18 protein-coding genes are annotated in these 22,834 nt (G+C 64.7%); 6 read left to right on the top strand and 12 right to left on the bottom strand.

What is annotated here, in order from left to right:
• Position 1 precedes the first annotated feature (1 nt).
• Positions 2–328, top strand: coding sequence for an antibiotic biosynthesis monooxygenase (locus tag CXY74_RS16515; RefSeq protein WP_104201426.1), 327 nt, complete (start codon positions 2–4; stop codon positions 326–328).
• Positions 329–354: 26 nt separating this feature from the next.
• Here CXY74_RS16515 and CXY74_RS16510 read toward each other — a convergent pair whose 3' ends face one another.
• The 4 genes from CXY74_RS16510 to CXY74_RS16495 all read right to left on the bottom strand — a co-directional run bounded on the left by CXY74_RS16510 (position 355) and on the right by CXY74_RS16495 (position 3,166).
• A complete protein-coding gene (locus CXY74_RS16510) occupies positions 355–1,131 on the bottom strand; it encodes an oxygenase MpaB family protein (protein ID WP_158252386.1) in 777 nt (258 codons plus the stop codon).
• Between the two features lie 67 nt (positions 1,132–1,198).
• Entirely contained in the window at positions 1,199–1,693 is a 495-nt protein-coding gene (locus tag CXY74_RS16505) for a hypothetical protein (RefSeq protein ID WP_233193493.1), read from the bottom strand.
• Positions 1,686–2,705 carry a DUF6545 domain-containing protein gene (locus tag CXY74_RS16500; RefSeq protein ID WP_104201424.1) on the bottom strand — a complete coding sequence of 340 codons (1,020 nt, stop codon included), beginning with the start codon at positions 2,703–2,705 and terminating at the stop codon, positions 1,686–1,688. The genes CXY74_RS16505 and CXY74_RS16500 overlap by 8 nt, the downstream gene beginning before the upstream one ends.
• Positions 2,705–3,166 (bottom strand): hypothetical protein, encoded by a 462-nt coding sequence (locus CXY74_RS16495; RefSeq protein WP_104201423.1) that lies wholly within the window; start codon positions 3,164–3,166, stop codon positions 2,705–2,707. The genes CXY74_RS16500 and CXY74_RS16495 overlap by 1 nt, the downstream gene beginning before the upstream one ends.
• A 351-nt stretch (positions 3,167–3,517) precedes the next feature.
• Between CXY74_RS16495 and CXY74_RS16490 the strand changes: the two genes are divergently transcribed.
• Both CXY74_RS16490 and metH read left to right on the top strand, forming a co-directional pair.
• The gene (locus CXY74_RS16490; RefSeq protein WP_104201422.1) at positions 3,518–3,967 is read left to right on the top strand and encodes a hypothetical protein; all 450 of its coding nucleotides are present in this window, start codon (positions 3,518–3,520) and stop codon (positions 3,965–3,967) included.
• Between the two features lie 90 nt (positions 3,968–4,057).
• The gene (metH, locus tag CXY74_RS16485; RefSeq protein WP_233193487.1) at positions 4,058–7,693 is read left to right on the top strand and encodes a methionine synthase; all 3,636 of its coding nucleotides are present in this window, start codon (positions 4,058–4,060) and stop codon (positions 7,691–7,693) included.
• 160 nt (positions 7,694–7,853) lie between these two features.
• Here the strand turns inward: metH and CXY74_RS16480 are convergent, their stop codons facing one another.
• The 8 genes from CXY74_RS16480 to CXY74_RS16445 form a co-directional block, all read right to left on the bottom strand.
• The gene (locus CXY74_RS16480) at positions 7,854–10,718 is read right to left on the bottom strand and encodes an FtsX-like permease family protein (protein WP_104201420.1); all 2,865 of its coding nucleotides are present in this window, start codon (positions 10,716–10,718) and stop codon (positions 7,854–7,856) included.
• A gap of 65 nt (positions 10,719–10,783) precedes the next feature.
• Positions 10,784–11,509: an ABC transporter ATP-binding protein gene (locus CXY74_RS16475; RefSeq protein ID WP_104201564.1), complete on the bottom strand. Its 726-nt coding sequence runs from the start codon at positions 11,507–11,509 to the stop codon at positions 10,784–10,786.
• 35 nt (positions 11,510–11,544) lie between these two features.
• A complete protein-coding gene (locus CXY74_RS16470) occupies positions 11,545–12,174 on the bottom strand; it encodes a PadR family transcriptional regulator (protein WP_104201419.1) in 630 nt (209 codons plus the stop codon).
• Positions 12,175–12,440: 266 nt separating this feature from the next.
• Complete coding sequence (locus CXY74_RS16465) at positions 12,441–13,328, bottom strand: ECF transporter S component (protein ID WP_104201418.1); 888 nt, start codon at positions 13,326–13,328, stop codon at positions 12,441–12,443.
• Complete coding sequence (locus CXY74_RS16460) at positions 13,325–15,412, bottom strand: ATP-binding cassette domain-containing protein (protein ID WP_104201417.1); 2,088 nt, start codon at positions 15,410–15,412, stop codon at positions 13,325–13,327. The genes CXY74_RS16465 and CXY74_RS16460 overlap by 4 nt, the downstream gene beginning before the upstream one ends.
• A complete protein-coding gene (locus CXY74_RS16455) occupies positions 15,412–15,975 on the bottom strand; it encodes a hypothetical protein (protein WP_104201416.1) in 564 nt (187 codons plus the stop codon). The genes CXY74_RS16460 and CXY74_RS16455 overlap by 1 nt, the downstream gene beginning before the upstream one ends.
• A gap of 20 nt (positions 15,976–15,995) precedes the next feature.
• On the bottom strand, positions 15,996–17,360 hold the full coding sequence (locus CXY74_RS16450) for an O-acetylhomoserine aminocarboxypropyltransferase/cysteine synthase family protein (protein WP_104201415.1): 1,365 nt from the start codon (positions 17,358–17,360) through the stop codon (positions 15,996–15,998).
• Positions 17,361–17,410: 50 nt separating this feature from the next.
• Complete coding sequence (locus CXY74_RS16445) at positions 17,411–18,607, bottom strand: MalY/PatB family protein (protein WP_104201563.1); 1,197 nt, start codon at positions 18,605–18,607, stop codon at positions 17,411–17,413.
• A 188-nt stretch (positions 18,608–18,795) separates the two neighbouring features.
• Between CXY74_RS16445 and CXY74_RS16440 the strand changes: the two genes are divergently transcribed.
• The 3 genes from CXY74_RS16440 to CXY74_RS16430 all read left to right on the top strand — a co-directional run bounded on the left by CXY74_RS16440 (position 18,796) and on the right by CXY74_RS16430 (position 22,833).
• Positions 18,796–21,021 carry a UvrD-helicase domain-containing protein gene (locus CXY74_RS16440; protein ID WP_199183270.1) on the top strand — a complete coding sequence of 742 codons (2,226 nt, stop codon included), beginning with the start codon at positions 18,796–18,798 and terminating at the stop codon, positions 21,019–21,021.
• A 205-nt stretch (positions 21,022–21,226) separates the two neighbouring features.
• Positions 21,227–22,333 (top strand): DUF222 domain-containing protein, encoded by a 1,107-nt coding sequence (locus CXY74_RS16435; RefSeq protein ID WP_104201413.1) that lies wholly within the window; start codon positions 21,227–21,229, stop codon positions 22,331–22,333.
• A complete protein-coding gene (locus CXY74_RS16430) occupies positions 22,306–22,833 on the top strand; it encodes an HNH endonuclease signature motif containing protein (RefSeq protein WP_146070178.1) in 528 nt (175 codons plus the stop codon). The genes CXY74_RS16435 and CXY74_RS16430 overlap by 28 nt, the downstream gene beginning before the upstream one ends.
• The last annotated feature ends 1 nt before the right edge of the window (position 22,834 follow it).

Below are 22,834 nucleotides of genomic sequence, written 5' to 3'. Positions count from 1 at the left end.
CATGACGATCATCAAAATTAACGCCATCACCGTGCCGAGCGACGGCGGCGACGAGCTTGCCCGCCGATTTGCTGCCCGTGCTGGCGCCGTCGACGACCGGCCCGGCTTCGAAGGCTTCGAGCTGCTGAAGCCGACCGATGACCGCCTCACCTGGCTTGTCCTGACTCGCTGGGCCGACGAAGAATCGTTCCAGGCCTGGTTGAGCTCTCCGTCGTTCGCCCACGGGCACCGCAGCGAGACGCCGAAAGAGGGCGAACCGGCCGCGCGCCCGGTCGGTGTCAGCAGCGAGCTGTGGTCGTACGCCATCGCCGGCGGTACCGGGCACTGACCCTGGGCGACGGACGATCCGATGTACTAACGGCGCGACTCCGGCGGGCCGACTTCGGAAAGCATGTAACCGGTCGGGTAGATCGTCGTCGCCGCGCCAGAAGCAAAGACTGGCAGTTCTGAAGGTGCCGAATGTGCGGTACGCACGTTCCGCGCCGTGAGAAGTGCACGCACTGCGGCGGTTAAACCGCGGCCCGGCGATGGTAGGCCGAGGGCTGTGCTCACCCGCACGTCGCCGATGAGTGCGCCAAGGATTTCTCGGTCCCAACGGCGCACCAGGTGTGGGAGCTTATTGGTGAATGCGGGTAGGGCTGAGATCATGAGAGCAATTCCTGCAGCGGATGCCGCCACGTGTGACGCTTCGTAATCGTCGAAGAACACCGCTGCTTCGTTGTAGCTGCTGGGAATTACCTCGAGCCCGATGCGCTGCCCGAGCTCAAAGAAGAAGCGGTGTGCCGCTGCGCGTTCCGTTGGCTCCACGGCTCGCCATCCGTGGCTATCAAGCCACCGTAGCGGCGCGATAAGCAGGCTAATCAGTACGTAGAGAAAATCATCATCGGTACCGGGAACGCCCGCATGCACGCGGCGCAGCAGGCTCACCATGCTGCGCCCCCGCTCGCTGTCAAAACCGTGCGTAATGATTTCATACACAACAATTCCGGTATCCGTCGACCGTTTGCCCGGTCTCTGCGTGATTTCGCCGGACGCAAGAAGTGCCTTTGATATTTGCGGAACGGCGAAGCTCCTGAAATACGCCAAGACGAAACCTATGTTGACGTCGTTACCGAAGTCATACAGTGCCATTTGACGGAAGGTCGCCTCCCAATCATCGGCAGCCACGTGACGCGCGGCGTTCGCTTGAGCTTGTTGTTTAGACCTCATGACGACGCCGGGTCTTCGACCCGGGGGCATCGAAGTCAGGCGCCTCTGCTTCGAGGAGCTCTGTAATGGAACGCAAGGTCTCGGGAGACACATCCCCGAGCATTCGCGCAGCGAAACTCACGACCCTCCGCACGCGGAGGCTTTTCACAAACGTGAGTTGGGCGTCTACGCGGTAAGGCAGTTCGCCATCGGAGTGGAGCAGATATTCCGGAGGGATGCGGAAGAATTCACCGATTCCGGTGAGGAGGGCGGCGTCAGTGACGAGCGGGCCCTCGCCCGTGATCATGTACGCCCAGCGTGCTCGGGACAAGGCGACACCCTTGTTCTTGAGCCCGTGCTCGATCTGCTTGTAGGTATATGGAGTGTTGCCTTCGGCCACAACCACGTCAAGCAGCAGATTGAGTTTTCGGGCCAGCTCCACCTGGGGGCTGATGGTCGGACGAGGGCTTGGAGTGGGGGACTCGTGCTCCGGGAGATTAGACAACAGTATTGATCCCATCGCGTCGGATCGGTCCGGGCAGAACCTGGGTTTGCCGTTCGACCCGATCGATGATCGATCGTTCGGCCGACGACATGGCCTGCGTCGGATCAAGAAGCAGGCTATCGCGAATTTCAACGTACCGACGGTACAAGTGCAGGCCAGGCCGCCGAACGACGAGCAGACCAAAACGAGTCAGTTTTCGGTCAATGCTGAGGTCTGGCGCAGTCAAAAGCAGGCGGTGCCACAAAGGTGTAATGCGCCACAACAACACCCGATCGAGGTAGCTCTTTCGACTGGAGATGAGCCCGTCGACGGTAGCAGTAAGTCCGAGACCGACTGCCAGACTTAGAGGCGCGATGAGGAGGGCAAGAACGTACGCGACACGCGGCCACCCTCGGAAGATAAAACCCGGAGTCAAGTTGGATTGCACGGAACTTGTCAGGCTTATGAGGGCATAAATTAGAACGCCGACGCATCCAAGCGTAACAAATCCGAGGGACAGCCTGATGACCATTCTGGGTTGGTGGCGAATGTCAGATAAACACGCGTAGGCCACGGACACGGCAAAAATTGCCATGGCGATCCACGTTGTCGAGGCATATGCGGTGTAATCCCACCGGGCAACGAAAGACTGAGAGATATTGTCCGTAATGCGCCAGTCACTGGAGAAGAACAAAATTGCCTGCGCTGTGATGATCAGGCCGGCGATAAGCGCCGTCACACGTCGACGTTTCTTGGTGACTTTACCGGTGGATACTGCCTCCTGAACGATCATGTCGAGCAACGCCACGGCTACGATCGCAAGGGCGTGGAACAGAAAGTACGTGGCATTGATCCCGCCCAGAAACGAGTCCACAACCTCATAGACCGGTTTGGGCTGCAGGCTCATGGTCAACGCGAACATGATCAAGAACCACAGGAGCGGACGGCGTGTTCCCCGAATAGCGGAGGGTACGCACAGGAACGCGGCGATCCAGAGGACGGCAGGAACAAAGATGAGCACAGTGGTCTGCATTACAACACCTGACCGAAACCGGTCCGGAGACCCAGTGCAATTTCGGGCCCATCGCTCAGAATGATCAGGGCTAGCCGATCGCCGATGGCCTCGGCCAGGGCTTCCTGTTCGTCGGTGAACCGGCTTCGCGCCAGCGCGTGTGCGATAGCGTCAAGGGGAATGAGCGGTGCGAGCAGAGCGATTTGCTCAGGCGACAGCAACTCCTGTTCCTGATTGAGGATCATGTGGCCGAATTCGTGATTGATGAACTGCTGGCGGTGCACCAATGAGGTGGTCGGTGCGTGGTGGATCCGCTCAAAACTCTCTCCAGTCACGGCAATCCATAACCCGCAGAGCCCGGCCGCAAGCATTCGCGGCGGCGCACTGTGAACCACGATCTTCTTGCCCCGCACCGTTTCCATGTGTCGATGCAGCAGTTCGGCCGTGAGCGGCCGGGGCAGACCGAGTTCAGCCACCATCATGTACGCCCGTTTCTGACGTGACTCGTAGCTCAATCCCGTACCCCCGTGTTGACACTCTGAGCCTACCCCCTTGCAGGGACGGGTAGACGGGACTGTCGGTACACGGCCGGTGGAAGCTCTACGATAGACATGTCTAACGTTGGCCTAGGGGGAGGAACAGCTATGGCTTGGCTCGTAACTGGCGGTAATGCGGGGGCTCTGATGCCGGTGTCTGACACTGGTTATGGCCGTCCAGCACTCGGGCACAGGCTGCGCTTCACGTGGAATTTGCGTACTTGGCGCCTCCGAGTCGGGGGCGCCAAGCGGCAAAACGGTCGATCGGTCTTTCGGGGCGCGACCGACGGCGCCACGATGCCTCATGACACGGCATCTCACAGTGGTACGAGCGTTGACGTTCTCGCGCTGAGGTGGTTGCGGGGGCTCGTGCCCGCCGAAATCGATCAGCGGGTCACCCTGAGCTTTGATAGCTGGTACAACGCGCAGACGAAGACGGAGGTCGTCACTGGCGTGGACGGTGCCACGACCGTGTCGAATCTGCTGGCCGTTCGTGCAGCCTGGCGCATCGTTCAGTCCGGTCACAGCGTCGTGGTTCAGGTCTGGTCTATGCCAAAACGTCCGAGTGCATCTGGCGCCACAATCAGGGTGTGGGTGTGCAATGGAGACAGCGCCCGTGCGATTGAGGCCAAGATTTTGGAGCACAATCTGCAGCTCGAGGGGGGCGAGTCGGCGCAGACTACGAAGACTCGCTTTGCGACCGGCTGGATCGTAACCGGGGAACCGGGTGGCGCTCGCCTCTCGTAGCGACGCTTGCCGCGCCGCTCATAATCCCGAACGCTAAGAAACGTTACCTCGGGGCCGCAGTCGATTCGGACCCTCCGTTAAACTGTGCGGATGAGCACTATGCAAATTCCTGAGCCCGAGACACCCGTCGATGCGGCGCGTCCGGCCCGATCCCAGGCACTGCTGGATGCCGTCACCAACTCTGTCGTTATCGCCGACGGCGCTATGGGTACCATGCTGCAGGACCACAACCCCACCCTCGACGACTACCAACAGCTCGAGGGCTGCAACGAGATTCTCAACGTGAGCCGCCCCGACATCATCGCGGCCATTCACGACGTCTACCTTGAAACCGGCATCGACGCCATCGAGACCAACACCTTCGGTGCGAACTGGTCGAACCTCTCGGACTACGGGATCGAAGATCGCATCGAGGAACTCGCTCGACTCGGCGCCGAGATCGCCCGCGCCAGCGCCGAAAAATTCGAAGTCCGCGACGGCCGCGTGCGCTGGGTGCTCGGCTCGATGGGACCCGGCACCAAGCTGCCGAGCCTCGGCCACACCACATACGCCAACCTCAAGGCCACGTTTGCCGAGCAGGCGCTCGGGTTGATCCGTGGAGGCGCAGACGCCTTCCTCATCGAGACCTCCCAAGACCTGCTGCAGACCAAGAGCGCGGTGAACGGATGCAAGCAGGCCATTAGCGAGACCGGCATCCGCCTGCCGATTTTCGTCGAGGTGACGGTGGAGACCACCGGAACCATGCTGATGGGCAGCGAGATCGGCGCCGCGCTGACCGCGCTGGAGCCACTCGGTATCGACGCGATCGGCTTGAACTGTGCGACCGGACCGACCGAGATGAGCGAGCACCTGCGTCACCTGTCGAAGTTCTCCCGGGTGCCCGTCATCTGTATGCCCAACGCCGGCCTGCCGCAGCTGACCAAGACCGGCGCGAGCTATCCGCTGACCCCCGACCAGCTGGCCACGGCCCACGAACAGTTCGTGAAGGAATTCGGGCTGGGGCTCGTGGGCGGATGCTGCGGCACGACTCCCGCACACATGACCGCCGTGGTCGAACGGTTGCGTGGTGTGACCGCGAAACCGCGCACCCTCGAAGCGGACGCCGGTGTCGCGAGTCTGTACCAGCACGTCAGTTTCGACCAGGACAGCGCCTTTCTGGCCATCGGGGAACGCACCAACGCCAACGGTTCGCGAGCATTTCGGGACGCGATGCTCGCTGAGAACTGGGACGACTGCGTCGACATCGCCCGCAGCCAGGTGCGTGACGGCGCCCACCTGCTCGACGTCTGCATCGACTACGTCGGTCGCGATGGCGTCGCCGACATGAAGCAGGTCGTTTCCCGACTGGCCAGCGCCTCGACCCTGCCACTCGTCGTCGACTCCACCGAGCCGGCCGTACTGCAGGCCGGTATGGAACTCATCGGTGGCCGGCCGGTCGTGAACTCGGTCAACTTCGAAGACGGCGAGGGGCCCACATCGCGGTTTGGCCGCATCATGCCGCTCGTCAAGGAGCACGGCGCGGCCGTGATCGCACTGACCATCGACGAGGAAGGCCAGGCCCGCACCGCCGAACACAAGGTACGCATCGCCACCCGTCTGGTGGACACCCTCGTGAACACGTGGGGCATGCGGGTCGAGGACATCATCGTCGACGCGTTGACCTTTCCCATCGCGACCGGCCAGGAAGAAACCCGCCGGGACGGCATCGAGACCATTGAGGCGATTCGCCAGATCAAGGCGAAGTACCCCGGCATCCACACCACCCTCGGGGTCTCGAATGTGTCGTTCGGGCTCAACCCCGCTGCGCGCTCGGTGCTCAACTCGGTCTTTCTGCACGAGGCGACGGAGGCCGGCCTCGACTCGGCCATCGTGAACTCGGCCAAGATCGTGCCGCTCGCCTCGGTGGCCGACGACCGCCGCAAGGTGGCGCTCGACCTGGTCTGGGACCGCCGCGAATACGACGCCGAGGGCACCCTCACCTACGACCCGCTGGTGGCCCTGCTCGACCTGTTCGCCGGCGTCGATTCCGCCGCCCTGAAAGACGAGCGCGCCGCCGAACTTGCCGCCCTACCGGTGGGCGAACGCCTCGAACGCCGCATCATCGACGGCGAGGCCAAGGGCCTCGAGGCTGACCTTGACCTTGCCCGAGCCGGGGGATTGAGCGCGCTCGATATCGTCAACGTGCACCTGCTCGTCGGCATGCAGGTCGTCGGCGCCCGCTTCGGCAGCGGCGAGATGCAGTTGCCCTTTGTGCTGCAATCAGCCGAGGTGATGAAAGCCGCCGTGGCCCTGCTCGAGCCGCACATGGAGAAATCCGAAGCGGCCGGCAAGGGCACGATCGTGCTCGGCACCGTGCGCGGTGACGTGCACGACATCGGCAAGAACCTCGTCGACATCATTCTCACCAATAACGGCTACGACGTGATCAACATCGGTATCAAACAGCCAATAGCCGAGTTCATTCGGGTCGCCGAGGAGAACAACGCCGACGTCATCGGCATGAGCGGGCTGCTCGTGAAATCCACCGTGGTGATGAAAGAGAACCTGCTCGAGCTTGAGTCGCGCGGCTTCGCCGACAAATGGCCGATTCTTCTCGGCGGCGCGGCCCTCACCCGTTCCTACGTCGAGGACGACCTCGACAGTGTCTTCGCCGGGCAGGTGCGCTATGCCCGCGATGCCTTCGAGGGCCTCGCCCTGATGGAACCGCTTGTGGCCATCGCCCGCGGCGCCGACCCTCTGTCGGTGGGCTTGCCACCGCTGAAGAAACGCATTCACAAGAAGAGTCTGCTCACCTTGACCGAACCCGAAGAGATGCCCGCTCGGTCCGCGGTCGCGAGCGACAACCCGATTCCGGTGCCGCCGTTCTGGGGCACCCGCATCGTCAAGGGTGTTGCCCTCGCCGATTTTTCGGCTTTTCTCGACGAACGGGCCACCTTCATGGGGCAGTGGGGGCTCAAGCCTAGCCGCGCCGAAGACGGCGCGAGCTACCAGGAACTGGTCGACACCGTCGGTCGGCCGCGCCTGCGCTACTGGCTCGACCGCATCCTGGGCGAGGGCATGCTCGATGCCTCCGTCGCATACGGCTACTTTCCCGTGGTTGCCGACGGCGATGACATGGTCGTTCTGCACCACGGTGATGACCCGACCGGGCGCCTCGGCCAGGCCGGACTGCTCGCGCCCGACGGCGGTTCCGAAGGCGAGCTCGGCACGGACCGACTGCGCTTCAACTTTCCCCGGCAGCGCCGTGACAAACACCTGTGCCTGGCCGACTTCGTGCGGGGTCGCGAAACCGGTTCGTCAGGAGAACGCGGGCAGACGGATGTCGTCGCCCTCCAGCTGGTCACCGCCGGCTCGCACGTCGACGAGGTCACCGCGAAGATGTTCGCCGAGAACAAGTACCGCGACTACATGGAACTCAACGGGCTCACCATGCAGCTCACTGAGGCGCTCGCCGAGTACTGGCACTCTCGCATCCGTTCGGAATTCGGTGTCGGCGACGAGGACCCGAGCGATGTGGCCGGCATGTTCAAGCTTGAGTATCGGGGAGCCCGGTTCTCCCTGGGCTACCCGGCCTGCCCCGAGATGGAGGACCGTCGGAAGGTGGTCGAGCTGCTGAAACCCGAGCGGATGGGCGTGGTGTTGTCGGAGGAGCTGCAGCTGCACCCCGAGCAGTCGACCGACGCGTTCGTGTTTCACCACCCGGAGGCAAAGTACTTCTCGGTGTAGTGGAACGGCGGTGTAGTGGAACGGCGGTGTAGTGGAACGGCGCGAGTCGAACGGCGCGGCAGCTGGTGCCCTCGATCGCTTGACGCCGTGGGTATTCTGGAATGGTGCCGCCTTAGGTCGTTAGTTCAGGTTGCTTCCCCGGGCGAGTCGGAAGATCCACTCACTCGATTACGGCTCGGTACACCGGAGCCTTTCGACCGGGGAAGAGCCAGCTTACGCAGGCGATGGCAAACGGCAACAGGATGGCAATGGTGATGATGAGCAGCCAGGGCGCGGCGAAGGAGGTTCCGGACCCCGTAAGTGTCAACGCAATCGGTGGGACAAGCCCGATGGCGGCACCCAGGACAGCACCGGTTCCGGCAATCATCACGGCTTGCCAGAATCCGAATCCGCGCTGCACGCGCGGACTGCTCCCGATAGCCGCCAGCGTTGCCTGGTCACGACGACCGTCGAAGCGTGCGAGCCCGATCGCCACGGCAGCCGCGCCAACGGCAATCAGTGCGCAGAGCGCCAGAAGCCCCCAGGACAGGGCGTTTGATGCGGTCGCCGGCCCGCGCTCCACCTCGGCCCAGTAGTGACCGGGTTGTTGGATCAGCGTGTCGATCGCCGCGTTGAGCTCATCCGTTTGATCATCTGTCGGCAGTGCGGTGGTGGAGGCGAGAACTGTTGAATCGGTGTAGTCGAGCCCGAGCGTCTGAGCGGTCTGCTCGGAGATGAAGATGCCGAAGTTAATCGGATGAGCGGCCTCGTTGACCACCGCGTTGATGCTCACGCTCTTTTCTGCCTCGCCCATTCCCTCGCCGAAACGACTTGCTGCGTAGAAGGACTCCTGCCAGGACGCGGCCGTCCACCAGGAAATGGTCACCTGATCGTCGGTCAGATACTCCGGATAGAGCGAGACCGCTCCGCCACTCGCCAGCGCATCCTTGGCCGCTTGGGTCGGTTCAGCATCCAGGATGAGCGCAAGATCGGCGTCATTGCCGACCATGATGTGGTCTCGGCCGCCAGTGACATGGGTGCCGCTCGTGACGAAGGAGTGCTGACAGCGCCAGTCGCTTTCCATCTCTTTCACGGCTTGCCGCGCGGCCTGATTTGTTATCGGGTGATCCCACGCAGATATGGCGGCGCATCGGTTGGCGGGAGGCACGATCAGAGTAGGCCATAGTTGCGTCGCCTGAGTGTCGGAGAGTTGAATGTCCGGCGATGCCGGTCCGCTGGCCTCAGCAACGCTCTGGAGAGTGCGCACAGTGTCGACCTGCACGGAGGCGCGTGCCGCAGCCACGAATTCGTCTGGCTTGGTGTACGTCGCCTCCATCCGAGTCTCCTGATCCCGATAGTTGAGCGTCAGCCGCACCTGGCCGGGCATGGTCGAATACTCATAGTTGGCGCGGTTGGTTGTTTCGCTGCTGGTCATCATCGTCATGGCGAAGACGGCGGCGAATACCGTGGTCATGATCACCGCCAAGGCAGGAACGCTTCGACCAGGATTGCGTGAAGCATCGCGGGAGGCCAGTCGGGCAGCTACGCCTCTTTTCGAGAGCAGTCGCGCGAGGAATCGGAGCACGAGTCCACTGCACAGGAGCAGACCGATCTGAGCGACGATCGGCCCCGAGAGCAACATGACGAACAGTGCCCCGTAAAGTATGCCTCTGGAGTCGAGGAAGCCCTGATCGGCAAGAACGATGTTCAGGATGCCGCCCAGGAGCGTGAGAGAAATTCCCCCGAGCACGGCGATGATGCCAATGATCGGTCGTCGCTTGCTCGGAATGGAGCGACGTCTGGCACCGCGCAAAGCAGCGATCACGTCGAGTTTCGAAGCGCGGATTGCAGGAACGACGGCGCCGGCCCATCCGATGACGATGGCGAAGATGGCGACGCCGATCATGGCGGGCCACCAGAGGTGGTACCCGAAATACATGGTCGCGCTGCCGTCGTCGGTGAGCAGCATGAACACCGAACCGGCTCCAATGCCGACCCCTACCCCCGCAATGCCGCCGAGCGCGCCGAGGACAACGCCGTTTGCCGCGATGATCGAGAAGATGGTCGAACGGTTCGAGCCGACGCTGGCCACCGTCGCGAGCGAACGCACCTGGGATCGGGCACCGACCGCGAATGCGGCACCCGCCAGGAGCATCACTTCGAGGAGACCGAATCCCACGATCAACCCGGCGACCATGATCCAGGTACCGACGGCATTACCGTCGTTCACTGCGGGATATGTGCCCGCCAGAGGCGGATTCTCGAAGACGTCCCGCGAGAGCGCGACAATGCCGTGCTCGTTCAACTTCTGAACCTGTGCCCAGTCAACAATCGTGTCGGGAAGGTAGGTGTACACCTCCGGATTGTTTTCGGCGTTTGTGTCTCCGCCGAAGGTTCCGGCAAATCCGAACAGGGTCTGACCGCTGGAGGGCTGGGTGCGATCGTCGAGTTCGCCAACCACCGTGACCGTCTGCTTCACCGGTGCCAGCAGCTCGGCCTCATCGCCGAGGCTGAGACCCAACCGGTCGAGCATCGCGGCGGATGCCATCACCTCATTCGTGTTTTGCGGAGTCTGGCCGGCCGTGACGTCATAGTGGCCCGCCAGCGAGGGGTCCCAGGTTTCGCCCTCGACGGCATCGAGCACTGCTACACCGGAACGGGTTTTCGCCGTCACTGATGTGTCGAAAACGGGGATCATCCGGGTGCCGGCTGGAAACAGTGCGCGCAGTTCAACCGGCTCGGTCTCTTCGCCGGTTGGGGCACTGGACATCATAGAGAACGGGTTTTGTTGGATGCTGCTGCCCGGCATGGAGAGCTGAATCTGAGCTTGAGTGTGCCCGAGGGTGACGGCCAAACGTTCTGCAGTTGTTGCCACCGTGCTCGGGATAATCAGGGTGATGGCCGCCATTCCGGCGACCGGAAGTGCGACCAGCGCGATGATCAGGGCGCTGCGACCCGGCGATCGGACGCTCGACCGGCGGGCGATTCGTAGGGCGACCCTCGCCCGGCGGAGGGCGGCGAGGAGGTGGGGCGGAGTGCTTGCCATTCCCGGGGACCGGGGCGGTCCTGCCTGGGCGGCGTGAGCGGATGCGCGGCGAGGCCCAGGGTGTTTCATATGGTGCGCCGTCCGGCGAGGAGTGATTCGGGATGATCGCGTACGTTCTCGTCCACGATCCGGCCGTCTCGGAGAAACACGATGCGATCAGCCCAGGCTGCGTGGCGTGCATCGTGGGTGACCAGGATACCGCCGGCACCGGCATCCACTCGGTCGCGGAGCATCCGCAGGACGCCCTCACCGGTAGCGGAGTCGAGGGCGCCGGTGGGTTCGTCGGCGAGGATCAGGCGTCTGGTGCCGACGATGGCGCGGGCGATCGCGACCCGCTGCTGCTGGCCACCGGACAGGTCATCGGGGAAACGGTGCGCGCGGTCCTTCAGCTCGACCGCCGCGAGTGCGTCAAGCCCAGCCGCGCGCGTCTTCCGGCGAGGCCATCCGTCCAGTTCGAGCGGCAGGGTGACGTTTTCCAGGGCGGTGAGCGTCGGGATCAGATTGAAGTCCTGAAAAACGAAGCCGAGCGTTCGGCGACGTAGGATGGCAATTTGCGCGGAGGGCAGGTCGGCGAGCCATTGGCCCTCGATGACGACTTCACCGCTCGTCGGCTGGGTCAGCCCACCGGCAATTGTCAACAGGGTCGATTTACCCGAACCAGATGCCCCCATGATCGCGACGAGCTCGCCGCGGGATACCGTGAGGTCAATGCCGGAAAGGGCCGAGACAGAGGTCTCGCCCGTGCCGTAGTGCATGGCGACCCCGTCGAGGCGCAGGATTTCATCGGGCATTGTGGGGCGCGTCGAACCAGCGGCGAAATGCGTGCTCATCGTGAACCAGCGACCTGTGCGTCGGTATCCGCAGCCGCCCTGACCGGCCGGCCGCGCTTGGGCGGTTCCAGCTTGAGCTGTATCGGCGCCATCAGACCGGCGGCGGAGGCCCGTGCCAGCCTGGCCTCCGAATGGTCCAGCCAACGCACCTCGGCTTCTGCGGCGAAGATGAGCGAGTCGACGACGAGCTGCCAGGCGAGGTCGCCGGCGGATTCCGGCTCAGCGCTCGCGTTCTTGGTCTTCGTCAGATCCTGCAGGGTGCGCAGGCTCCCGCGTCGCTGCACCTGGATCACTGCCGCGATGTCGACACCGGGCAGGGTGACCGCGATGGCCAGCTTGATCGCGAGCTCGTCACGCGCTGCAGCTGAGCGCACCACGGGAGAGCTGAGCCAGCTCGCGACTTCGTCGTGACCGGCATCCGTGATCTGGTAATAAACGTGGCCTTGCTCGTCGGTGTCGCCCTTGGCGACGAGTCCATCGCGCTCGAGCCGGTCGAGAGTGTTGTAGATCTGGCCGACATTCAGCGGCCAGATCGACCCGGTGCGGCGGTCGAACTCCGTTCGCAGCTGGTAGCCGTAGCACGGTCCCTGATCAAGGATGGCGAGAAGGCTTTGGCGAACGGACATGGGTGCTCCCTGAAGTGGCGTGTTGTGGTCGCGTATGAATCGTGCAGCCTGAGTAATGCAAACTTAGTATCTAGTTACATAGTATTGATATACCGAGAATGCACAGAATCGGCCAGGACACGCGGGGAGGCGACATAGACGAGGCCGTATTCACAAGTTGCACTGTATGAGCCGCGATCAACGCACGCACGTGCCGGTAGCTAGCGGTGAGAATTCCCGTTGGGGGTTCCCCTCCAGGCCCGGCGCGCTCAGGGCCGGCATCCCGGTCAACGGCGGGGAGATATCTTCGTTCGCCGCAGGGCCGCGAGCACGGCCGGGCCGACCAAGGTGATACCGACCACGGTCGTGATGGCGCGTACCGTATCCCAAGTGAGGGTCGACGTCACGAGTGAGTAGAGCAGGAACGAGGCGAGGTTCTCGCCGGGGTCGGCGGTGGCTTCGTAGGAGATTCCGGTGCCGCTGCCGACCGCAAAAGGCCAGAACCAGAGGTTCATAAGCAGGCCGAACAGGTAGGACGCGACCACGCCATAGGCGGCGAGCAGGGCGATTTCGAGGGTGGCGCGCATGCGCTGGCCGGAAGAATTTCGCCCAGTAGCGTTCTGCCAGCGGGGGAGCAGCCCGGCACCGGCGCCGACCCAGCCGCAGGCGAACATCTGGAACGGGGTCCACGGGCCAAAGCCGCCCCAGAGCACCGACGACACCGCGATGGTGAGCAGACCGAGCAGAAAACCGAACCGGGCGCCATAGACCCGCCCGGCCAGGATAAGCAGCACGAACACCGCCTCGACTCCGCCGACTCCGGCGCCGGCGATGCGCACGGCGGCACCGACGGCCGAGAGCACTCCGAGCAGCGCGACGGTTTTCGCCGTGTACATCTCGCGGTCGAGGGTGAGCGCGAGGGCCACGATGAGTGCGGGGATGAGCGCGAACGCCACGATCGGAACCGCGACCTGCGCGTCTGCCGGCACGGCTCCGACGAAAAGCGGCCAGGCGAACGCGGCGACGGCAAGCAGGCTGCCGCCAGCGAGAATCCCCTCCGTCCAGCGGATGCTGCGGCGCGGCCGCGCCTGACCCGCGCGCTCGCGAGGGCGGTCGCTGACTGCGATCTTGGCGGCGGCCGCGTTCCCGCGGACCGTGGCCGATTCGTCGGTCATGAGCGCACCTCGATCGGCGCGGCGAGCCGTCCGGCCTGCATGCGCAGGGTGCGCGTGGCCAGGTCCTGCGCGAAGTCGTCGTCGTGGGTGGCGAAGACGACCGCTGAGGCCGCGCCGGCGGCCGTGAGCAACGCCGCACTGACGAGCGCACGCGCCGTCTGGTCGAGGCCGCGGGTGGGTTCGTCGACGAGGAGCAGGGCAGGCCGGGCGGCGAGCTGAATGGCCATGACGAGGCAGAGGCGTTCGCCGGCCGAGAGGTCGCGCGGGTGGCGCTGCAACAGGGGCGCGGCATCCGTTGGGGCATGGAAGCCGAGTAAATGGGCAAAAAGGGCTGCGGTGCTGCGTTCGGTGTGAGTGACGGCGCGAAGACCGCGCCTAAAATTCGGTTCGCGCAGCGTTCGATCAGCGCGGCGACATTCCTCGGCCACGGTGATCGCAAACAGCAGGTCGTCGAAGTTCTCGGGCACGAGCGTCACGGACTGCCGGCGCGTTCGCCGCTTGCGGGATCGAACATCGTGCCCGCCGACGATGACGATGTCGGCAGCGGTCGGCAGCGCGATCGCCCGCAGCAGGCTGGTCTTGCCGGCGCCGTTGCTACCGCGCAGGGCCACGAGCTCGCCCGCCTGCACGTCGAAGGACACGTCGTCGACGACCAGATCGGCTTTCTGCCGAACACTGAGTCGACGGATGCTCGCGAGCGGCATCGCAGGCACAGAGCCGATCTCCAGCGTCGCGCTCTGCGCCGCCGCTGCCATGCCCGCACCGCTCCCGAATGATGGCCGTGCGGTATCCCACGAAACGGCGAGTGAATCGGCGGGGCGTCGGCCATTCAAGTCTGCGTCACTGCCCGTTGTAATCGTCGTGCCGATTTCGGGGGAGAGGTGGTGTACTCGGCTGCCTCGAATCTGGAGCCAGGCATCCGCTGTCGATGAGAACTCGCGCGTGTTGTGTTCGGCGATGACGACGCAGACCCCGGCCTCGTGGGCGAGCTGGTCGAGCACGGTGCAGACCCGGTCGCGGGCGGCTGTGTCGAGGTCGGCGAGCGGCTCATCGACCAGCAACAGGATGGGGTGATTCACGAGGGCCGCTGCGATCGCGACGAGGCTGGCTTCGCCGGCAGAGAGCTGCTCGATGGGCCGGTCGACCAGGTGTTCGATTTTGAGCCGGGCGGCCACCTCGAGAACGCGGGCATGCACGATGGATGCGGCGACATCCCGCACGGCCAAGGCGAAGCCGATCTCGTCGTGGACCGTTTCGGACGCGAAACCGAGCCGCACGTTCTGCGCGACGAGTCCGACGAAACCGGCGGTGTCGCGTGGGGGAGTCGACGCCCGGTCGGCGCCGGCAATGTCGATGCGACCGTGCTGGGTGCCGTCGTAGAAGTGCTGGAACAGGCCGCTCATGCTGTGGAGGAGGCTGGTCTTGCCCGATCCGGTTGCGCCGACGATGACCGTCAGGGTGCCGGGTCGCAGTGTGACGTTGAGCTCGTCGAGGTGCCAGTCTGCGCCGAAATCTAAACCGGCATCTGTCAGTACCACGGGTGCCTCGCAGACGCCAGGGACGACGCGGGTGGCTGCAAATCCGCGGGTCTCCATCGATGCGGCGAGCGCGAGAGCGCGCTCGATCGTCTGCTCGAAGATAGGCACGAGCAGCGATGCGATCGACCGTTCACCACGTAGCGCGCGAGCGACCCGCACGCGGCGCACGGATTCCAGCAGCGCCGGAAAGGTGGCCCAGGCGATCACGAGCGAACGGGAGATTGCGCGTAGCGGCCCGCGACCGGCACCGCGGGCAAACAGGGCCTGCACGTTGATGACAGCGTTGAGCACGCCGAAGAAGACGATGACGGCGGCGATCGGAAGTGCGCTGAGCGCGGCGTTGCCGAGCCCGAGCAGGGTGATCGGGCCCAGCAGTGTGATGTGGCTGAACGGTCCGTCGAGCCGCAGCAGGGGAAGATCCAGCAGCAGCGGGCCCGCGCCCGCGCCTGCGCCGCCGAAGACCACCCGGTAGACGACCCGCAGCAGCACGAAGCCGACCGCGAGTACGACTGCCGCGCGGAGCGGGGCCAGGCGCAGGCGAAACACTAGCTGCCGGGCGTCGGCGTTTCGGTACCCGTGGTGTAGACGAGCCCGACGGACTGGCCGGGCTCGACCTGGAGCGTGCCGAGGCCCTCCTGGGCGTAGGCCCAGTCGGCGTCGGGGGTGGCCTTCACCCAGAGCGCCCAGTACGCGTACGCGGGCGGCATCGAGGCGCAGCTCTCGGTGAACGATTCCTGGCCCTCGACCACGACGGTTTCATCGGCGGACGGACGGTCGTTGACGCGGCAGACAATCTGGTCGCCGTATTCCACGCTGCCCGCGGTCGTGACGCCGGTTGTGGCCAGGGCCGCACTCGCGGCCGTCGCCGCGGTCGCGTCGACGCATCCGCTGACCGAGTCGGCGTCGAGGGTGCCGAAGTCGACGATCACATTGACGCCGGTGCAGTTCTCAGTTGAGCCGTCTGCTTCAGCGGTAGCGGATGTCGTCGAGCCAGCGCCAGCGCCGGAATCAGCGGTGGCGCATCCACTCAGTGCAGCGAGCAGAACGAGCGCTCCCAGGGTGGCAAACGTGCGAGTGGGCGCAGAAGAAAATGGCGCGTTAAAGAGCATGACCTTAGAATACCTAGCGTTTAGAGGATGCCGGTGACTCGGTCGAGCCCCCCGCGGAGGTCGAGCAAAAGGTCGTCAAGCGATTCGATGCCCACCGACAGGCGCAGCATGCCAGCCTGAATGCCGAGGCGTGCGTTCAGATCGGGGGCAAAGGACGCGTGGGTGGTGGTGAGCGGATGCAGCACCATCGAGCGGGTGTCGCCGATACCGGTCATGCGGCTGAACACCCGCAGACCGTTCGTGAACGCTCGGGCACCCTCGGTCCCGCCCTTGACGGTGACGGCGAACACCGAGCCGGTACGATCGTTGTAGTACTTCTGCGCGATCTCGTGCAGCGGGCTACTCGGCAGGCCGGCATAGTCGACGACCTCGACCTCGGGCTGCTCCTCGAGCCAGTGCGCGATGGCGATCGCGTTGTCGACGTGACGTTCCATACGCAGCGACAGGGTTTCGATGCCCTGGTGCAGCAGAAAACCGTTGAACGGCGACAGCGACGGGCCAACGTCATTGACGACGGCCTCGCGCACGTACTGGGCGTAAGCGGCAGGGCCGAACCGGTCGAGCAGCGACGGCAGTCCGGGGCGCAACGAGTCGGTCAGGAGCGGGTAGCGGCGGGAGCTCGCCGCCCAATCGAAGGTGCCGCCGTCGACGATGGCGCCCGATACCCCGGCGCCGTGGCCGCTGAGAAACTTGGTGGTCGAGTGCACGACGATGTCGGCGCCGTGCTCGAACGGGCGAATGAGGTACGGCGTGGCGACGGTGTTGTCGACGACGAGCGGAATGCCATGGCGGCGGGCGACGGCGGCGATGCGGGCAATGTCGACGACGTCGTTGCGCGGGTTCGGAATGGTTTCAGTGAAGATCGCTTTGGTCTCCGGCCGGATCACCGCGTCCCAGGCGGCATCGGAGTCGGTGTCCCAGACGTAGTCCACCTCGATGCCCATGCGTCGAAAGCTCCGGCCGAGCAGAATGCGGGTGCCGCCGTAGATGCTCGCGGTCGAAACGATGTGCTCACCCGATTCGGCCAGCGCAAACAGGGCGGCGCTGATCGCGGCCTGTCCACTCGACACGGCAACGCAGGCCGTGCCGCCCTCCAGTGAGGCGAGCCGCTGTTCGGCGACCGCGTTGGTGGGGTTGCCCTGCCGGGAGTAGATGGGTTCGCGGGAACCGCCGTTGAACCGGGCAGCTCCGTCGTCGAAGGAGTCGAAGACGTAGCCGGCGCTCAGGGTGAGCGGCGGAATGCGCGCGCCGCGGTTCTCGTCGGCGTACTCGCCCACGTGCACCTGGCGGGTGTCGAAACTGAAGGCGTCCCAATCGGTGATCGGCGCGACCACCTCGGTGGCGTCAGAATTGCGTGAAGTTGCTGTTGGTACTGGCGTGGCCATGAAACTTCCTGTTGCGTCGGTGTCGGGCTGAAGCGGGGCATCCGTGGTCGTCATGAGACGACTACCGGCGTCGGCAAAGCAGCAGACGCGGCCTGAACTCGTGCCACGAGCGCCGCGATACGGGCGATGGCTTCGCGCAGGGTGTCGGGCGAGCAGGCCAGGTTGAGCCGGGCGAAGCCCTGGCCGCCGAGGCCGAAGCACTCACCGTTGTTGAGGGCGACGCGGGCCTCGTCGAGAATGCGCTGGTACGGGCTCTCGCCGAGGCCAAGGTGACGCAGGTCCAGCCAGGCGAGGTAGCTGGCGCGCGGCCGGTGGTAGATCACAGTGGGCAGATGTTCACGCAGTAGTTCAGCAAGAAGGGAATCGTTGTCGACAATTTGATCGATGGCATTGTCGAGCCAGTCGGTACAGGAGAAGGCGGTGATGTTGGCGTGCAGGCCGAGGATGCTGGTGCGACAGGCCACCTCTTCGGGCAGCCGGTTCAGCAGGTCATTGGTGGCGTCATCGGCGGCGATGACGAGCGCGCACTTGAGCCCGGCCACATTCCAGCCTTTGCTCGCCGAGGTCACGGTGACCGCACGGGCCCCGGCGGCCAGGGCCAGCGGGGCGAACGGAGTGAAGGTGACGCCCGGGTAGGTGAGCGGTGCGTGGATCTCATCGGAAATGACGAACACGTCGTACTGCGCGGCCAGTCGGGCCAGCGTTTCGAGCGTCTCACGCTGCCACACAATGCCGTGCGGGTTGTGCGGGTTGCAGAGCAGAAAAGCGTCGATGCCGCCGGCGAAGCTGGTTTCGAGTGCCGTGAGGTCGAGCGCCCAACTGTCGCCCTGCTCGAGCAGGGGCGTTTCGATAACGGATGCCGCGGCCTCTTCGACGAGTTCGTAGAACGGCGGGTAGACCGGCGGGGTGATCGCAACTCGGCCGCCGGCCGGCACGGCCAGGCGGAGGGCCTCGACGATGCCGACGCTGACGTCGGTTGCCAGGTGCACGTGGCTGGGGTCAACGGTCCAGCCCCAACGGTTCAGGGCAAATGCGGCGAAGGCCGGAGCGAGCGGGCCGGGGCCGTCGAGGTAACCGGTGTCGGAAGCCTGAACCCGCTCCACGAGGGTGGCGACAATGGCCGGGGCGAGGGGGTAGTCCATCTCGGCAACAAACAAGGGAAGTACGTCGGCGGGAAACCGAGTCCACTTGATGCTGCTGCGCTCGCGCCGGATATGCTCCAGCGGTGCGACCTTGATGACTGACATGACCACAGCTTGTTCCAGCCGTCGAGAATAAGCGAACAGGCACGTAAACATTCGACACATGAGCGGATGCCGACGCCGCGCTGGCGAACCGGGTAACCGTTCGCGGGCAGCTCAATCTGACGCGCATACGTGCAGCGTCGCCCACGCTGGCCGCGACTAAACTAGGGGCTTGGGTTTAAGGGGTGTTCGTGATTGACCAGGAGCTTGTTCGAGAGCAGGACTATGTTCGGGCGCTGTATGAGCGGCTCGACGCGCTGCAGGAAGAGGCTGAAGGCCAGCTCAAAGCGGTGCGCCGCCTGGACGTAGGCGGTAACCACCAATCCCGCAGCGAACGCGACACCTTCGCTCGCCTCTACGAGGACCGCATCGTGCAACTGCGCGAGGTCGATGACCGACTAGCCTTTGGCCGGCTCGAAACCATGCCAGACGACTCCGGCGACTCGGTCTACCGCTATATCGGCCGGGTGGGCCTGCGTGACGAAGATCACAAGCCGTTGCTGCTCGACTGGCGTGTGCCGCAGGCAAGCGCTTTCTACCAGGCCACCGCCGCCACGCCGCTCGGCGCCAGGGCCCGCCGCCACCTGCTCTCCAAGGGGCGCACTATCATCCGCATCGAAGACGAAATTCTCGATGCCGCCCTGCTCGCCGACCCTGATGCCAGCACACACCAGGGCGAGGGCGCCCTGCTCGCGGCGCTCACCGCGCAGCGCACCGGACACATGTCCGACATCGTCTCGACCATTCAGGCGGAGCAGGACCGCATCATCCGCTCGGAACTGGCCGGTGTTCTGGTCGTGCAGGGTGGCCCCGGCACCGGAAAGACCGCCGTGGCGCTGCACCGTGCCGCCTACCTGCTGTACACGCACCGGGATCGCCTGCGCGACAGTGGCGTACTCATCATCGGCCCGTCGCGTTCGTTCCTGCAGTACATCGAGGCCGTGCTGCCCTCTCTCGGTGAAACTGGTGTCGTGCTGGCCTCGGTCGGGCAGCTCTTTCCCGGCGTTGAAGCGACCAAGGAGGATGCCCCGGCCGTCGCGGCGCTGAAGGGCCAGTTCTTCATGGCCGACCTCATTGCGCGGGCAGTGCATTCTCGGCAGCGCACCCCGTCTGCCCCGCAACAGCTGGTCGTGAACGGCGACCGCATCGTTTTGCAGCCCGAGCTCGTCGCCAATGCGATCGCGCGCGCTCGCGGCACCGGTAAGACCCACAACGAGGCACGAGTGACCTTTGTAAAGACCGCTATCAACGCGCTCTCCCGGGTCTGGCTCGAGCAACTGCAGCAGCAGGGCCGCTCAATGGACGACACCGATCTGCCCATGCTGCGCGAAGACCTACGTCTGGCCGACGATGTGCGGATCGCGCTCAATACCGCCTGGCTGCCGCTCACGCCGCAAAAACTGGTGCAAGATCTTTATGCGCGGCCGCAGTGGCTGGAGGAGCTGACTCCGCGCTGGCGTTTCGCGCAGCGCAAGCTGCTGGCGCGCCCGCGCACGGCGGAGTTCACGATCGCCGACATTCCGCTGCTCGATGAGGCCGCCGAGCTGCTCGGAGAATACAACGCGGTCGACCAGGCGAAGAAGCGCGCGCTCAAGGAACAGCGCAAGCGCGACGTAGAGAATGCCGAAACGGCCATTGAGAACATGCAGGTGAAGGGCCTCGTCAACGCGAAGGACCTCGCCGCCAGTTTCGCCGAACTCGATGAACGCGCAACCACCAGCGAGCGTGCCGCTCGGGATCGCAGTTGGACCTACGGCCACGTTGTCATTGACGAGGCCCAGGAACTCTCCCCGATGCAGTGGCGGCTGGTGTTGCGGCGTGGTCCGCGCCGGTCGTTCACGATCGTCGGTGACATCGCGCAGGCAGCTAGCGCTGCGGCATCCGCCAGCTGGAAAGAGGCGTTGCAGCCGGTGCTCGACGGCTCGCCCGAAGCGGACCGCTGGCGGCTCGAAGAATTGACCGTGAATTATCGCACGCCGAGCCAGATCGCTACGGCGGCCGAGACGGTCGCGATGTCACATCGGTTGCCGATCACGCGCTCCCGCACGGTGCGGTCCAGCGAGTGGCCGGTCGAAACGGTAGCGGATGCCGCGGTCGCGGTACGCCGCGACTTGGCGCTTGGAACCGGTGGCACCCTCGCCGTGATCGTCGTCGACTCCGCTCTCGACGACCTTGAATCTACCCTGCGCGCTGAATTCGGCGATCTGCTCGGCGTTGGTGCGCTCGGCCTCAGCCGCGAGATCGCGCTGCTCACGCCGCAGGATGCCAAGGGGCTGGAATTCGACGCGGTCATCGTCGTCGACCCGGCTGCCATTCTCGCCGCCTCCGAGCGTGGAGCCGGCGCGCTCTACGTAGCGATGACCCGGGCCACACAGCGGCTCTACCTGGTTGGGGATGCGCCGCTCGGTCGCGCATAATTCTGGCGTCGCTGACCTGAATACGCGGTCAGGGAAGCGACATCGAAGACGAAGCAGGGCACCAAATCGTTGAGTCGTCGTGCCGAGCAGCCCTCGGTGATCAGCATAGTATTTAACTCGCAAAAAACCTTCGCTATTTGGTGAGATTTCCTCGCCTTAAGGAGCGATTCGGGCTATACTTGTGGGTGAAGGAGGCGCTGACGCCATGACCCTCACCGCTTCGCCTGCTGCAACCGGCTCTGTGCCGGAACCTGCGGGTTCTCGGGTTTGGGTCATCGGTCAGGCTGGTGCATTGCTGGGCTCTGTTCTGGATGGAACACGGTTTGGTCACCTGGATGATGCTGAAGCCCTCGCGGTCATGGCAGCGTTAGAAGAACTTGGTCGCAAGGTTGATGGTGCGAGGCTACGAGCTACCACCGACATCGGCGTGCGCGCTGAGACTGACCGTGGCAACGGGTCCCTCGCCTTCCAGAACGGATGCCGTAACCGGGTTGAATTCATCACCCAACTCGCCGGTATCTCCAGCCGCGAAGCTCAACGTCGTCTGAAGCTGGGCGAAACCGTCGTGGAACGCACGCCGATGGGCCTGCCCGTACCCGCGCGGTACCCCGTCATCGCCGCAGCACTGGTCCGCGGCAACCTCGGCCTGGAAGCGGCAGAGATCATCGCTGGCACCCTCACCGCCCTTCATGGAAAAGTTCTGCAGGATGACCTTGACCATGTGGAACGTGCCCTGGTCGCCTCCGCGACCGGCGCGATCACCCCGGAAACTGCCGGACTGCCCGGGGCCGGCATCCGCTTCGCGCCTGACCTGTTGCGGGCGCAGGCCTTGGAGTGGCAGGGCCGGCTCGATCCCGACGGTACCGCCCCCAACGACGACACCGTCGAAGCAAAGAGCACGTTGACGTTCGGGCTGCTGCACCACGGCCTCTACCCGCTGCGCGCCGACGTCACTCCCGAACTGCGCGGCATCATGGACACCCTCTTCGACACCTACCTGTCAGCCCGGTCTCGCACGCCCCGATTCGAACCCACCACACCCCTCGACTCCCGCTACGACGGCGACTGCCGCACCGCCGGTGAGAAACGCGCCGACATCCTCCGCTGTGTGTTCGAAGCGGCCGCGCGCGATCCGAAGACCCCCACCATGGGCGGCGCCGCCCCCACCGTCATGATCCACATCAACGCCACCGACCTTCAACACGGTCGCGGCGTCGGCTGGATANCGCCGACATCCTCCGCTGTGTGTTCGAAGCGGCCGCGCGCGATCCGAAGACCCCCACCATGGGCGGCGCCGCCCCCACCGTCATGATCCACATCAACGCCACCGACCTTCAAAGCGGTCGCGGCGTCGGCTGGATAGACGGCGTCGACGCCCCCATCTCGTTTCGCCGGGTGAACGAAGCCATCTGCGCCGGCGGCGCCCAACACGTCATCTTCGGCACCACCGGCACCACCGGCAACATCCTCTACCTCGGCGACACCGTCCGCTGCTTCACCGCCAAACAACGCGCCGCGATCGCCGCCCGCGACGAAGGCTGCATCATCCCCGGCTGCACCACCCCCGCCCGCTGGAGCGAAATCCACCACGTCATCCCCTGGCACCAACACGGCCCCACCAACATCGACAACGGCGTCCTCCTCTGCTGGTTCCACCACCACACCATCAACACCAGCGGATGGACAATCCGCATGATCAACGGCCAACCCCAAATACGCGGCCCACTGCTCTGGGACCCCACCCAAACCTGGCGCCCCGCCCGAAGCCACCGCGCCAACACCCCCAGCCCCGAACCACCCTGGCGCAACTAAG

The sequence above is a fragment of the Cryobacterium sp. Y29 genome, from assembly GCF_002929825.1.
Classification (GTDB): domain Bacteria; phylum Actinomycetota; class Actinomycetes; order Actinomycetales; family Microbacteriaceae; genus Cryobacterium.
This window is presented reverse-complemented; position numbering and strand designations above follow the sequence as displayed.

Excerpts from the sequence above, each read along its gene's own strand:
- CXY74_RS16515 (WP_104201426.1), top strand. The coding sequence starts at position 2 with ATGACGATCATCAAAATTAACGCCATCACCGTGCCGAGCGACGGCGGC.
- CXY74_RS16510 (WP_158252386.1), bottom strand. The coding sequence starts at position 1,131 with ATGGCACTGTATGACTTCGGTAACGACGTCAACATAGGTTTCGTCTTG.
- CXY74_RS16500 (WP_104201424.1), bottom strand. The coding sequence starts at position 2,705 with ATGCAGACCACTGTGCTCATCTTTGTTCCTGCCGTCCTCTGGATCGCC.
- CXY74_RS16495 (WP_104201423.1), bottom strand. The coding sequence starts at position 3,166 with ATGATGGTGGCTGAACTCGGTCTGCCCCGGCCGCTCACGGCCGAACTG.
- CXY74_RS16490 (WP_104201422.1), top strand. The coding sequence starts at position 3,518 with ATGCCTCATGACACGGCATCTCACAGTGGTACGAGCGTTGACGTTCTC.
- metH (WP_233193487.1), top strand. The coding sequence starts at position 4,058 with ATGAGCACTATGCAAATTCCTGAGCCCGAGACACCCGTCGATGCGGCG.
- CXY74_RS16480 (WP_104201420.1), bottom strand. The coding sequence starts at position 10,718 with ATGGCAAGCACTCCGCCCCACCTCCTCGCCGCCCTCCGCCGGGCGAGG.
- CXY74_RS16475 (WP_104201564.1), bottom strand. The coding sequence starts at position 11,509 with ATGCCCGATGAAATCCTGCGCCTCGACGGGGTCGCCATGCACTACGGC.
- CXY74_RS16470 (WP_104201419.1), bottom strand. The coding sequence starts at position 12,174 with ATGTCCGTTCGCCAAAGCCTTCTCGCCATCCTTGATCAGGGACCGTGC.
- CXY74_RS16465 (WP_104201418.1), bottom strand. The coding sequence starts at position 13,328 with ATGACCGACGAATCGGCCACGGTCCGCGGGAACGCGGCCGCCGCCAAG.
- CXY74_RS16455 (WP_104201416.1), bottom strand. The coding sequence starts at position 15,975 with ATGCTCTTTAACGCGCCATTTTCTTCTGCGCCCACTCGCACGTTTGCC.
- CXY74_RS16450 (WP_104201415.1), bottom strand. The coding sequence starts at position 17,360 with ATGGCCACGCCAGTACCAACAGCAACTTCACGCAATTCTGACGCCACC.
- CXY74_RS16445 (WP_104201563.1), bottom strand. The coding sequence starts at position 18,607 with ATGTCAGTCATCAAGGTCGCACCGCTGGAGCATATCCGGCGCGAGCGC.
- CXY74_RS16430 (WP_146070178.1), top strand. The coding sequence starts at position 22,306 with ATGGGCGGCGCCGCCCCCACCGTCATGATCCACATCAACGCCACCGAC.